This window comes from Citrobacter sp. Ct235 (assembly GCF_030332305.1).
GTDB classification, from domain to species: domain Bacteria; phylum Pseudomonadota; class Gammaproteobacteria; order Enterobacterales; family Enterobacteriaceae; genus Citrobacter_A; species Citrobacter_A telavivensis.
In genome coordinates, this window is sequence record NZ_JAOWIC010000049.1 from 1,370,057 (window position 1) to 1,383,225 (window position 13,169).

The 13,169-nt window shown below is 43.6% G+C and carries 11 protein-coding genes and 1 pseudogene; 2 read left to right on the forward strand and 10 right to left on the reverse strand.

From position 1 onward, the window contains the following. Positions 1 to 314 precede the first annotated feature (314 nt). Entirely contained in the window at positions 315 to 3,644 is a 3,330-nt protein-coding gene (locus OGY35_RS23745) for a diguanylate cyclase (protein ID WP_286633636.1), read from the forward strand. On the opposite strand, the gene alkA is transcribed toward OGY35_RS23745, so the two are convergent. Further along, positions 3,612 to 4,481, reverse strand: a complete 870-nt coding sequence (gene alkA, locus OGY35_RS23750) for a DNA-3-methyladenine glycosylase 2 (protein WP_286633737.1) — start codon at positions 4,479 to 4,481, stop codon at positions 3,612 to 3,614. The two genes, OGY35_RS23745 and alkA, sit on opposite strands and share 33 nt — an antisense overlap. Positions 4,482 to 4,617: 136 nt before the next feature. Between alkA and yegD the strand changes: the two are divergent. Then, positions 4,618 to 5,289: pseudogene (yegD, locus tag OGY35_RS23755) on the forward strand (molecular chaperone); the annotation flags it as partial. Positions 5,290 to 5,419: 130 nt separating this feature from the next. On the opposite strand, the gene OGY35_RS23760 reads toward yegD, so the two are convergent. The 9 genes from OGY35_RS23760 to OGY35_RS23800 form a co-directional block, all read right to left on the reverse strand. Then, positions 5,420 to 5,839, reverse strand: coding sequence for a hypothetical protein (locus OGY35_RS23760; RefSeq protein ID WP_199997851.1), 420 nt, complete (start codon positions 5,837 to 5,839; stop codon positions 5,420 to 5,422). Then, positions 5,836 to 6,057 (reverse strand): hypothetical protein, encoded by a 222-nt coding sequence (locus OGY35_RS23765; RefSeq protein WP_286633637.1) that lies wholly within the window; start codon positions 6,055 to 6,057, stop codon positions 5,836 to 5,838. The genes OGY35_RS23760 and OGY35_RS23765 overlap by 4 nt, the downstream gene beginning before the upstream one ends. Continuing rightward, positions 6,054 to 6,341 (reverse strand): hypothetical protein, encoded by a 288-nt coding sequence (locus OGY35_RS23770; RefSeq protein ID WP_286633638.1) that lies wholly within the window; start codon positions 6,339 to 6,341, stop codon positions 6,054 to 6,056. The genes OGY35_RS23765 and OGY35_RS23770 overlap by 4 nt, the downstream gene beginning before the upstream one ends. Further along, positions 6,325 to 6,804 carry a hypothetical protein gene (locus OGY35_RS23775; RefSeq protein ID WP_286633639.1) on the reverse strand — a complete coding sequence of 160 codons (480 nt, stop codon included), beginning with the start codon at positions 6,802 to 6,804 and terminating at the stop codon, positions 6,325 to 6,327. Before OGY35_RS23775 ends, OGY35_RS23770 begins: the two co-directional genes overlap by 17 nt. Beyond that, positions 6,801 to 7,418: a lysozyme gene (locus OGY35_RS23780; protein ID WP_199997848.1), complete on the reverse strand. Its 618-nt coding sequence runs from the start codon at positions 7,416 to 7,418 to the stop codon at positions 6,801 to 6,803. The genes OGY35_RS23775 and OGY35_RS23780 overlap by 4 nt, the downstream gene beginning before the upstream one ends. A gap of 303 nt (positions 7,419 to 7,721) precedes the next feature. Beyond that, a complete protein-coding gene (locus OGY35_RS23785; RefSeq protein ID WP_199997847.1) occupies positions 7,722 to 7,952 on the reverse strand; it encodes a hypothetical protein in 231 nt (76 codons plus the stop codon). A gap of 144 nt (positions 7,953 to 8,096) precedes the next feature. Beyond that, positions 8,097 to 11,108: a hypothetical protein gene (locus OGY35_RS23790; RefSeq protein ID WP_286633640.1), complete on the reverse strand. Its 3,012-nt coding sequence runs from the start codon at positions 11,106 to 11,108 to the stop codon at positions 8,097 to 8,099. Positions 11,109 to 11,126: 18 nt separating this feature from the next. Continuing rightward, positions 11,127 to 12,344, reverse strand: coding sequence for a hypothetical protein (locus tag OGY35_RS23795; protein WP_286633641.1), 1,218 nt, complete (start codon positions 12,342 to 12,344; stop codon positions 11,127 to 11,129). A 3-nt stretch (positions 12,345 to 12,347) separates the two neighbouring features. Then, a complete protein-coding gene (locus tag OGY35_RS23800; RefSeq protein ID WP_286633642.1) occupies positions 12,348 to 13,169 on the reverse strand; it encodes a hypothetical protein in 822 nt (273 codons plus the stop codon).

The window sequence follows — 13,169 nt, forward strand, 5'->3', positions numbered from 1 at the left end:
CTGAATAACCTGGTTAGGAAGGACGACGCCGCACGGGCGTCAAACGCGGCAATTATAGGGATTTCAGCCGGACGATACCAGTCGAGATAGCAGGGAGTGTATTTAGCCCCCAATGATTCCCTGTCGCAAATTTATTTGTTCAGATTTGGAGCAACTCGCGGAATTAACCCGATTTCGCAGTAATTAATCGCCATATAATGTCAAATTATGAGCAACCGGGATATAAATTGTAAATTGTTTGTACTAGCATAAACAGAGATTACTACGATGCGTCCGGGCGTTCCGCGACGTTCCGGACACTCGGATACAGGGTAATGAGTAAACAATTCCAACATGTTTTAGTTACCTTGCCGCATCCTCTGCTGCGCGTCGTCAGTTTAGGGCTGACGGCTTTTATTTTTACCCTTTTCTCGCTGGAATTATCACAGTTTGGTACCCAACTCGCCCCGCTCTGGTTCCCGACGTCTATCATGATGGTGGCCTTTTACCGTCATGCCGGGCGCATGTGGCCGGGCATTGCGCTTGCCTGCTCGCTGGGGAGTATTGGCGCATCGCTGGTCCTGTTTCCCCCCAGCGCGCTGAATTTTACCTACACGGCGATCAACATCATTGAAGCCGCCGTCGGCGCAATGCTATTGCGTAAGCTGCTCCCCTGGTACAACCCATTACAGAATCTCAATGACTGGCTGCGTCTCGCCTTCGGCAGTGCGGTTATCCCGCCGTTGTTGGGCGGAATTCTGGTCTGGATGTTGTCTGCGCACGAAACGCCGCTGAAAGCGTTTCTGATTTGGGTCCTGTCGGAATCCATTGGTGCCCTGGCGCTGGTGCCGTTGGGCTTATTGTTCAAACCGCACTACCTGCTGCGCCACCGCGATCCGCGCCTGCTCCTTGAGACGCTGCTGACGCTGACGGTGACCTTAGTCCTGAGCTGGTTCGCCATGAAGTATGTTCCATGGCCCTTCACATTAGTGATCGTATTACTGATGTGGAGCGCCGTGCGCTTACCGCGGATGGAGGCCTTTCTCATTTTTCTCGCCACCGTCATGATGGTGTCAATGATGATGGCATCCGATCCGTCGCTGCTGACCACCCCCAAAGTGCATGTGATGAACAACCTGCCGTGGCTGCCGTTCTTAATGATTCTCTTACCGGCGAACATCATGACCATGGTGATGTATGCTTTTCGCGCCGAACGTAAGCACATTACGGAAAGCGAAGAGCGTTTTCGCAACGCGATGGAGTACTCGGCGATCGGCATGGCGCTGGTTGGTACGGAAGGGCAATGGCTGCAGGCCAACAAAGCGTTATGTCAGTTTCTTGGCTATAGCCAGGATGAATTACGCTCACTGACCTTTCAGCAACTCACCTGGCCGGAAGATCTGGATAACGATCTGGAACAACTCACGATGCTGGTGTGCGGCGACATTAATAGCTATTCAATGGAGAAACGCTATTACACCCGCGCAGGCGAGGTCGTCTGGGCGCTGCTGGCCGTTTCGCTGGTCCGCCATCCTGATGGCACGCCGCTTTACTTTATTGCCCAAATCGAAGATATCAACGATCTCAAACATACCGAATGGGTCAACAAACGGCTGATGGAACGCATCACGCTGGCCAATGAAGCCGGCGGCATCGGGATCTGGGAGTGGGAACTGCAACCCGACGTCATCAGTTGGGATAAGCGCATGTTCGAACTGTACGATGTCCCCGCCCACGTTAAGCCTACCTGGTCGCTCTGGTACGATTGTGTGCTCCCGGAAGATCGCGAGTATACGGAAAAGGTGATTCGCGACTCATTAGCCGCGCGCCAGCCCTTCAAGCTGGAATTCCGGATTGCGGTCAACGATGGCATCCGCCATATCCGCTCGCTGGCGAATCGGGTGTTAAATAAAGATGGCGAAGTCGAACGACTACTCGGCATCAATATGGACATGACGGAAGTGAAGCAGTTGAATGAAGCGCTGTTTCAGGAAAAAGAGCGTCTGCACATCACGCTGGACTCCATCGGGGAAGCGGTGGTGTGTATTGATGTCGACATGAAGGTCACCTTTATGAACCCGGTCGCTGAGAAGATGAGCGGCTGGCAGCAGGAGAATGCCATTGGCATCCCGCTGTTGACGGTGTTGCGGATCACCTTTGGTGATAACGGCCCGTTGATGGAGAACATCTACAGCGCCGATATGTCCCGTTCCGCCATCGAACAGGATGTGGTTCTCCATTGTCGCAACGGCGGCAGTTACGATATTCACTACAGCATTACCCCACTCAGCACGCTGGACGGCGGCAATATCGGTTCGGTGCTGGTGATTCAGGACGTCACCGAGTCGCGCAAAATGCTGCGCCAACTGAGCTACAGCGCCACCCACGACGCCCTCACCCACCTGACCAACCGGGCCAGTTTTGAAAACAAACTGAAGCAACTGCTGCAAACCGAGCGCAATTCGCATCAGCGTCACGCGCTGGTCTTTATCGATCTTGATCGCTTTAAAGCGGTGAACGACAGCGCAGGTCACGCGGCGGGCGATGCGCTGCTGCGCGAACTGGCGCAACTGATGCTTAGCATGTTGCGCTCCAGCGACGTGCTGGCGCGGTTGGGTGGCGATGAGTTCGGACTGCTGCTGCCGGAGTGTAATATTGAAAGCGCGCGCTTTATCGCCACGCGGATCATTAACGCCGTCAACGATTACCACTTTATGTGGGAGGGCCGCCTGCACCGCATTGGCGCCAGCGCCGGGATTACGCTTATCGACGAAAACAACTGTCAGGCGGTTGAGGTGATGTCACAGGCGGATATCGCCTGTTATGCCTCTAAAAATGGCGGACGTGGTCAGGTGACCGTGTATGAACCACAGCAGGAACTGGCGCATCACGAGCGCGCGATGATGTCGCTGGATGAGCAGTGGCGGATGATTAAAGATAACCATTTGCTGATGGTCGCCCGCGGCGTGGCGTCCCCGCGCATTCCCGAAGCGAGCAATTTCTGGCTGATCTCGCTGCGCCTGTGGACCAGCGAAGGGGAAGTCATGGAAGAACAGGCCTTCCGGGCCAGCTTAGCCGATCCGGCGCTCAACCATGCGTTAGATCGCCGCGTACTCCATGAGTTTTTTCATCATGCGGCTCCGGCGGTTGCCAGTAAAGGATTCAGCGTCGCCCTGCCCCTTTCCGCTGCCGGGTTGACCAGCGCAACGCTTATCGATGAGATCCTGGATCAACTGGAGCAGAGCACCCTGCCGGGACGCCTGCTGCATCTGATGGTGCCTGCAGAAGCGCTGTTGCTGCATCCGCAGGAGAGCGCCTCGGCACTCCAGAAATTACGTCAGGCAGGTTGTCACATTATTGTGAGTCAGATTGGCCGCGATCTGCAGATCTTCAATCTGATGACCAAAAGCATGGCGGATTACCTGCTGCTCGACAGTGAGCTGAGCACCAGCATTCACGGCAATATGATGGATGAAATGCTGGTGTCGATTATTCAGGGTCACGCCCAGCGTCTGGGCATTAAAACCATCGCCGGGCCGGTGCAAACGCCGATCGTCATGGATACGCTATCGGGCATTGGTGTCGATCAGATTTATGGCGACATCATCGCCGAAGCGCAGCCGCTGGATCTGCTACTCAATACCAGTTATTTCGCGATCAACTGACGGCTGCCATCCCTCGGTATACCAGATATGTAATAACGCGTAGGAGCGCCAGGGTTTCCAGCGCTCCGCATAGCGACGGATTTGCGCGGGGGTCATCCCCGGAAAACGCTGCTTGATCAGATAGTCGTCAGGCAAAAACACATCCTTCGCCTGCCAGCCGCGCAGGGCAAAATAGCTTGCTGTCCAGCGGCCTATTCCCGGAAATTCCTGTAGCGTTTTAATCCCCTGTTCGATATCTTCCGGCGGCTGGGTTATCAGTGTTCCATCCCGCGCGACCTGCGCCAGATGGATGAGCGCGTTGGCGCGCATCAGCGGCATACCCAACGTTTTCAACTCCAGCGGATCGGCTGCGGCTAACCGTTCAGGGGTCGGAAAGCAGACGTACTGCGGTGCGTCCGCTAACACGTCGCCATATAAACGTGCGACTTTCGACGTCAGCTTTGCCGCCATCGTCACACTCACCAGTTGGCCCAGAATCGCACGAACACCCTGCTCAAAGGCGTCCACCGAACCCGGCAGGCGCAGCCCCGGACGCGCCGCGCCCAGTTCACCTAAAACATGGCCTATCTGCTGCGGTTTACAGCGCAGGTCGAAGAGTCGTTCCATTTTTTCAAGACAGATATCCGCGACCGGCAGCAGCCCTTCGCTGAGCGTGACCTGAAGCGTGTGAGTTACCGTGTCGGGGACGACGGTGATGATTCCCGTGTGCTGACCTATTGCCAGACTCCGCGTGTAGCGTAACGCCTCTACCGTTTCCACACCGCTGACCGCACGAGCGGCAAGAAAACCTAAAATCCATGACCAGTCATACGGCGGCTGCCAGCTCAGGGTAAACATCATCTTCTCCTTTTTCTGCAAACCTTCAGCATAAACGCTATTCAGGCGTTGTGCTTTGCTTTCATATTCCAGTTGTCGCGACGACGACATTTCGCTAAAGTCACGCCCCTTCTTCACTGGCATGGGGATTTCTAAGGTGTTTATTGGATTTGATTACGGTACCGCTAACTGCTCTGTCGCCGTCATGCGCGACGGCAAGCCGCAACTGCTGAAAATGGAAAACGGCAGCACGCTGCTGCCCTCCATGCTTTGCGCGCCGACGCGTGAATCGGTGAGCGAATGGCTCTACCGCCATCATGATGTGCCGACACCGGACAATGAAACGCAGGCGCTGCTGCGCCGGGCCATTCGTTTTAATCGCGACGAGGACATTGACGTTCACGCCAGCAGCGTACAGTTTGGCCTGTCATCGCTTGGGCACTATATTGACGACCCGGAAGAGGTGTACTTTGTTAAATCGCCGAAATCCTTCCTCGGCGCCAGCGGGCTGAAGCCGCAGCAGGTCGCGTTGTTTGAAGATTTAGTCTGCGCAATGATGCTGCATATCCGTCAACAGGCGCAAAACCAGCTCCCTGAAACCATCACCCAGGCGGTCATTGGACGTCCTATTAACTTCCAGGGATTAGGCGGCGATGAAGCAAACCGCCAGGCGCAGGGCATTCTGGAGCGTGCGGCAAAACGAGCCGGATTCCAGGATGTCGTTTTCCAGTATGAGCCCGTCGCGGCGGGGCTGGACTACGAAGCGACATTGCAGGAGGAAAAACGCGTCCTGGTGGTAGACATCGGCGGTGGTACCACCGACTGTTCTCAGTAGTAAAGGTATGTTCACCCAAGTATAGAGATATACAGCACCATAAACATCATCTAACTTACTGATTTTTAGGAATAAAAAAAGCTAAAGAAAATTCTTCAGCTTTTGGTAGAATTTGTGATGTAGTTCACGATTTGACGTATGTTTGTAATGTTGTTTGTGCAATGTTTAGAAGTTCCTTACACATATGTTTATTGGCTTCAGATGGTAACTTACCTCTACTTTGGAAAGCTAAGTTTAGGCATCTTGTATCTAAACCATGTTGTAATATGAGTAACGTTTCTATGAGATTCACATATGATTTCTTGTTAGTTCCACATAGTACAATGCGTTCACATTCATATCCTTTATCAATCAGGTTATGAACGGTTGTTGATGAACTTTGATATGTTCGCCAGTCGCTTTCTTTACTCTTCTTAGGATTCTTTACACGGCCTTTAAACAGTGATTTCTGACCTACATAGTATGAACCATCCTGGAACATCATAAGATAAACTATATATGTATCTTCAGGTTTTATAACATCCGTGTTTAACCATTCCTTCATTGTTTGTTTCTAACAGCCTCAATAAGATTGTGATGCAGGATACGACAACGTTCATATAACTTATCCCACTCTATAAGAGTATTTAGGGAAGATTTACCTGATCCATCTTCTGGTAATGGCGTATTCTTAGTACATTCTTGAAGTAATGTTTCCTGAACAATTATCGGTTTGTCAGCACATCCACAAAGTAAAAGAATCAATATTAGTACTCTAATCATTTATGTGATTCCTTTAGTTTGCGTAGTACATCAAGACCATCTTCATCAATGCATATATTGGTATATATTGGTCTTTCAACTATCTTTGGAACTTCTTTGATAATTACTTTTGTCTTAGTTTCTGATTCATCCAGTTCTTTAATTGTTTCTCTTGCCTGTTGTGCTTCTTGTTTGATTTCTGATTTTGGATCATCAGCAAATACTTTTGCACCTGCAATTACACCCAAGACAAAACCAATGACAAGGGAAACAATCAAACTTTTAATATTAAGAATAGAGAGCATATTTAATCCTTGCCAACATACATACATCAATTAAATCATTATCATCAATATTATCTGTTAGATATGTACTAAATGAATCATCAACAAAGTATTGCATTGTTCCAACATTGAAATGAATGTACTTTAGAAGTTTACCATCTTCAATATAGACACGTTCAATACTGTTCCTTCCACGTCTCATACATAGTTTGGATTCCAAATCGTGTTGATTGACAAAAATCATATCGTACTTAAATTTATTACGATAAGCCTTGATAAGATCAATGTGATAATCAAGTAGTTCAGTATCAACCAATGTTGAGATTTGAAATATAGTTTCAGTAATTGATGTTTGATCAATTGGTATAATTTGTTCATCAATCTTGATACTAATATCATAAGTTTCAGTATTGGCAAGAACTGAGTAATGATCAGTTATTAGATCAAGTATCTTAGTATTGCTATCATATGTTAGTGCGATCATTCCCATTTCCTTAATTCCATATATTTTATAATTGCTTCTTTATCATTCATTGTTCCTTTGAGTAAATCAGATTCATATAAACGGCGTTTCCATATTCCATAACAAAGTTTGTTTGGTTTACCATTTACATATTGAGAGCAATCAAAATTATATTTGGTTCCATTGAATGACCATTTACCATATCTTCTATCTTTATCCGTTATCTTTTTCTTGGATACATATTTCCATTGTAATATTGCCTTGGAAGCACAATTATAATCTGACTTCATGAGACACTTCTTAACATTGGAATTATTTGCTGCATAGATACCAGCATTGTAACCAAAATCCAGTAATCCAATATATGATGATAGTACTAATGGTGGTAAATCCTTTACTACTACACTATATTCCATAACAGTTTTATCAAGTAATTCATCACAATCTTTCTTTGTATATGATGCCTTAATATGATCCGTTGGTTCAGGAACTACGCCATAGCATATTGTGACAATTCCAACTGGATCCAGATATGGGGGAAAGTTACCATTAGCATCTGCCAATGGTAGACCCTCATTTATTGAAACTGATATACCGAATATTAAGCATATTGTTTTCAGTAAATCCCTTTTCATTAGTATTCCTTACTTTTTAGTTTTACTTGCTTCCTTTGCAATCATTCCAATAATATATGCTTGTCTTGATTGTGAATCTCTTACTGAATCAAGGTACTTAATTAATTCTTGGGGTATTCTTAAATCCATATTCATTTATCCTTTAGTATTGATATGAGTTCTTTAATTATTACTGGAATGAAAATAAATGGCATTACCCATAACCAGACATAAAAAGCCAATGATAGTATTCCAATCTTTAATGTTCCAAAAATTATATATGTACAAATTAGACCAATTACTATTCCAGTTATGATAAACCATTTAAGCTCTTTCACGTCTTTCATCCTTAATGAATTTGATAAGCTTGTATATATTCATTCCCATTACAATAAAGGCAGATGTGAACAGTGCAATTGTTACCCATCCACCTAATGTAATATCTAAAAATACATAACTTGCTATATCCTTTGATGTGAGTGCAACAATGCCACCTGTTTTAACATCTGTTAAGGCTGCACCATAGACAATTGTTTGCTTTGCTATTTCTTTCATTTTGATCTTCTCTTTTTAATGTATTGAAGTATGTAGAGTGCGATAGTACAACCAATTCCAATATAAGTTAGATAAGGTGTTACTACCGCAATAAAACCGATAATCATTATCAACCCCTTAGTAATTGAGTTATAGGGGCTTGAATTATGAATATCTATTAATTCCAGCTATTACATTATTATTAACTAAATTGTGATAACGTGGATCCTGTGAAGCATTGACACCACGCCAGCGTGTAATAAAGTTATTCAAATTATTGCCACTATCTTTATATGTTTGCTCAAGTAATTTTTTACCTATATTCATATATAACTTTTTCTGTTTATCAGTATTGAATAGAACACCCTTACCACCATAACCAACTACAGGATGGTCTGGATTCTGTAACATTAACTTGGATTGTTTAACGTATTTTTCTGCGTAATCCTTTTCTTCTTTGGTGAATAAATCAGGATGACGCTCTAACATATCCTCCATCAATGTTCCTGTAATTTGAAGTGGACCAGCAGCAGATGAACCAGATCCAAGTACTTTAGTTCTAATCCAAGGATCCCTTTCATTACCAGTTTCAGCATCCATTATTGCATCGGCTAATATCTGAGTACGTTTACTGAAATTGGTTTCAGGAACTTCTTCAGTTTTAGCTGATACATTTATGTTTGGATTGGGAACATTGTATACATCAGGAACTTTATGTTCTTCTGTTGGTTGTGGAGTACTTGGAGTGTTTGGAATTGGTTGTGGTTCTTCACCTAATGTACCTGCTCTTATTACACGTGGTGTAACTGTTGTATTGAATGACTGAACAGCATCAATTGCTTTCTTTAGTTTACTTGGGGTAATTTCACCATTGATGATATTCAATACACGCTGTGCATTATCAGGATTCATTAGGAATTCTCTATCACGGGTAATACGATTTCCATAAACTTTGGCATTGAATAAGGCATTTTCACCCAATAGACGATCTACAGCACCAACCCCAGCGGCTAATATACCCATTGGACCAGCACCTGCAAAACCAGCAGTCCCACGTGCTAACCCTTCCAAGTTTGCTCTTGCACTTCCAACATTTGGATTATATTCACCACTTGTTTTATATTTCTTGTATATATTGGCAACATCACTTATGGCCTGATTCTTAGATAGTTCATTAGTACCTGCCAATGTATCAGCAGCTTTAACAGCTTTACTTTGCTTGTTTAATTCACCAGATAATTTAGATAAATTAAAATCCTGATTTAAAGCGGCTTTTTCAAGTGCATTAGCTCTTGATAGTTCACCTAATCCTGAACTAAGTTCTTTGGATAAATCATGTGAAGTTCTTCCTGCTGTTCCTTGAAGTGCCTGAACTGCCTTAGCTGTATTATATGCGGCATTCTGACCACTTAAGAAACTGTTACCAAATGTACCTTGTTCAGCATCTTGTTTTAGTGCTCTTGCAATTGGATTACCTTTACCTGAGTAATCACCCATCATTGCCTTATAATATTGATCTGCTTCACGCCACAAGTTACCGTTTCCGATACCTTGCATGAAATTATCGGTATCAGTTTTATAAGCATCACGAACTTTCATGAGTGCTTTTGCATTGGCATTTGGTTTACCATCAACCATGTTATCACCAATACGCTGATTGATTGTTGTTTTAAGTTGGTTGATTTCTTCAGGTGAAGTTGGATTGAATTGTTTAACTTGTTTATCAAGGAATCGTTTAGTACTTGCACTTACACCACTACTTAGACGTGTTTCTTCATCAATGATATTATCAATTACTTTATTAGTTTCAGGTGTTTTAACTTTGATGTTATTGAACTTACTAAATTGATCATTAAGTTTATTCATTACTTCATCATATTTAATGGCAGCCCCTGCTTTATCAGCAGCAAGTGCTTCATCCAATGGATTCTTAACACCAGCACGTGCAGTATTAGTATTACCAATTAAATTATCAAATAAACTACCACTTTGTTGTGTTTCATAAATGTTTTGATAATCCTGTGATCCACCTTGACCATAATTAGTTTTTTCGGCCTGAATGATATCTTTACCTTTACCAGTATTTTTATACATCTGCATTGGTGTTAGAAGGGAATTACCTTCTTCATCACGAATAAGCTTCTGTACAACATCCTGACGTGCTTTATCACCAGCACCAACAATAGTTTCAAGAGTATCTTTATTGGCAGTTTTGGCTAATGATTTTACCTTTTGAGCAGTTCTAACTTCTTCAGGTAAAACAGTATCAGCAACTTTATTTGCAACATTGGAAATACCTTCACCGACTGCTTTTTTCATATTGGAAACACCAGCCATATTAGCCAATAGATCCAATCCCTTTGGAACTGCCTGTGCTGTTCCTCTAATTGCTGGAACCAATGCTTCACCAACACCTTGACCTAATGAACCTAAAGCAAAGTTTGTTCCAGCTTCAGAAGGATTAATTGTACCAGTTCCAATTAACTGACCAATTGCATTATTACCAGCGGCAATAGCACCTTGAGCACCTAAACGACCAGCAAGACCCAAACCACCACCAACAGCACCATATGGATTCAATGGAGCGGTAAAGGCAGTTCCCATCATTTCGGCTTCTTGTCCAATCTTGCGACGTTTGGCAGTATCAAAGGCAATCTTACCTTCTGGAACATCTTTATAGGCTTCTGGATTTTCTTTACGTGCAGCAGATTCTTTAGCTACATCAGCTTCAGTTACATTAACTGCCCTGTTAGCTCTTTCGCGTTGTTGTTTAAATTCTGGAGTTTCAAGATCAGGTGTAAATGGAACACCATTAGCACGAGCGGCTTTTTCTTCAGGTGTCATTTCAGAAGGGGATAATGTTTGTTGAGTACCTCTTTTTTCATTCTGTGGTACTTCAGGCATGTAACCAGCGGCGGCGGGTAATGGTTCAGTATATGTTCCATTGGCAATGGCAGCTTTTTGTTCAGGTGTTAATACAGTCTGTTGTGGTTTTGGATTATTATATTGAACTTTGTCCATGAATGCCTGACGAACCGCATTAACATCATCACCTTTAGCTTCAACTTGGGGAACGATTACTTTATTGAAATAAGCATCAGCAACCGCTTGCTGTTCCTCAAGCGGTGCATTTTTAAACTTTTCTGATGATTGAACATCAAGCCATGATTTAGCCATTATTATTATTCCTTATTATTAAAATCCGTACTCATTACCATAATCACGATTTGAACTTGATTGTGTATTAGTACTTTGTGATGGTTGTTTAATACCCAATTTAGACTGTAATCTTTCTTTTGAGTCTTTTAATATTTTAACTGAATTTTCTAATGCTTGACGACGCATTTCATAAGATGAAGTTGGATCGGCAAATGTTGCTTCTGCTTTTGCCAACATTTCACCTTCAAAGTTAGATATTGCACCTTGACCTGCTAATTTTTCACGGGCATTAAGAGATAATTGATCTTTTAGAATATTAATCTTATTTTCCATATCTTTACTACTTTGAAGAATAGTTGGTGTTCTTGCATTATAATTACCACTGACGGATTTAAATGCATCAACATTTTCTTTATCCAAAATATCATTAGCTATACTCAAAGATGAATCAATGTTAGATATACCAGCTTTTGCCGCATTAATAGCATCGGTATTTGCTTGAACTTCTTTCTGATTCTTATATACATTACCTGCTACATCATTTTTTAGAATTGGAGTACCATTTTGATCAATATAGTATTTAGGATCAGTTGACTGATAAAGTGTATTACCATTGGCATCATAACCAGCAACAATATCAACATTACTTTTATTCTTTTCAATTTGTGGTTCACCGCTTAAAGAGGCAAGTTGTTGATCAATATTAGCTTGATTAAGTTTAGATGTTTCAGCTTGTGTTTTCTGTAGTTGTGCCTGTTGAAGTGGATTTAAATATTGTGCTTGTTGTGCTTTGATATTAGCAAGATCCAATGCATGTTGATAACCACGTTGTTCTTTGGCAAGAGCATCAGCACGTGCTAATTCTGCCTGTTGTGCTTCATAGGCCATTTTATCCTTCATTGCCGCTTCTGCCTTGCGTTTATTCATAATATCGGAATAGGCATTTGTGGCTTGATAGAATGCAGGAGCATTATTATCAATGGCACTTGCAATTTGCATTAGACTTGCCCATGTAGCAGGGGATTTATCTGGATTGGAAAACATATCCCCAAGTTTAGATAAGAAACCTGGTTCTTCTTGTGCTGGAGTAACTTCTTGTGGTTGTTGTGTTACTTGTTGGGGAATAACTGGAGTAGTATCAACTGGTGCTTCTTGTTGTTGAACTTCATTTGATGCCTGCTGATATATATCACCCATTACTTCTAATGGGATTTTATCTGGATTTTGCTTCCAATAATCAAATAGATTTGCCATTTCTTAATATTTCCTTTTCATAAGTTTATCTAAGTTTTCAAGTGCTCTTGAATACTCAGTTGATTTTGGTGGAGTGTAATTAAAGTTTGAGCGGTAATAATTTACTTCTGCTGGCTGTGCTTTACGTTCATCTTCTGTACTCAATTGTTTGAAGTTACTTGTATCAAAAGTACTTGGTGCATTTTGTATATTTAATCCGGCACTATAATCAGGTGCTAAACCGCTTCCCTGACCACCTAACAAAGTACTCTGTGTTGGGTTATATCCCATTGCTGATAGAGATGCCCCCTGTCCAATACCAGTTACCCCTGTTCCACTCAATACTGAACTTGATAATGGAGCATAAGACATTGCTGAAGCACCAGCACCACCTGAACCTGCTGTAAGGGCGGTTGGGGCGGTATATGTCATTCCAAGACCTGAACCCAATGATCCAGCCCCATAACCTGTACCAGCACCCATTGAAGTTAATCCACTACCTAATCCAGTTCCAGCACTTAAACCACCTGCACCAGCCCCTGCTGAACCTCCGGCGGCTGCACCGGATCCGGCAGCAGCCCCCGCCCCATATGCACCAGCGGCATATATACCACCAAATATTGAAGCAATAAGAGCACCAATTGATTCTTGAGGATGTTTACCAACCCAACCACCAATACCTAATTTTTGTGCTTCATCCTGAAGATTTCGTTGGTTTTCGCCAAATTGACCTTTGGCCTCATTCCATGCACCACTTAGATCACCCTTTCCAAGTCTTTTACCAACTCGAAAAGGATGTTCTACGGTTTCCCATACTCCATGACCTAATTCCTTAAAGAATCCCAT

Coding starts and splice junctions, on each gene's coding strand:
- OGY35_RS23795 (WP_286633641.1), bottom strand. CDS start 12,344: ATGGCAAATCTATTTGATTATTGGAAGCAAAATCCAGATAAAATCCCA.
- OGY35_RS23770 (WP_286633638.1), bottom strand. CDS start 6,341: ATGCTCTCTATTCTTAATATTAAAAGTTTGATTGTTTCCCTTGTCATT.
- OGY35_RS23745 (WP_286633636.1), top strand. CDS start 315: ATGAGTAAACAATTCCAACATGTTTTAGTTACCTTGCCGCATCCTCTG.
- OGY35_RS23785 (WP_199997847.1), bottom strand. CDS start 7,952: ATGAAAGAAATAGCAAAGCAAACAATTGTCTATGGTGCAGCCTTAACA.
- OGY35_RS23775 (WP_286633639.1), bottom strand. CDS start 6,804: ATGATCGCACTAACATATGATAGCAATACTAAGATACTTGATCTAATA.
- OGY35_RS23760 (WP_199997851.1), bottom strand. CDS start 5,839: ATGAAGGAATGGTTAAACACGGATGTTATAAAACCTGAAGATACATAT.
- OGY35_RS23765 (WP_286633637.1), bottom strand. CDS start 6,057: ATGATTAGAGTACTAATATTGATTCTTTTACTTTGTGGATGTGCTGAC.
- OGY35_RS23790 (WP_286633640.1), bottom strand. CDS start 11,108: ATGGCTAAATCATGGCTTGATGTTCAATCATCAGAAAAGTTTAAAAAT.
- OGY35_RS23780 (WP_199997848.1), bottom strand. CDS start 7,418: ATGAAAAGGGATTTACTGAAAACAATATGCTTAATATTCGGTATATCA.
- OGY35_RS23800 (WP_286633642.1), bottom strand. CDS start 13,169: ATGGGATTCTTTAAGGAATTAGGTCATGGAGTATGGGAAACCGTAGAA.
- alkA (WP_286633737.1), bottom strand. CDS start 4,481: ATGTTTACCCTGAGCTGGCAGCCGCCGTATGACTGGTCATGGATTTTA.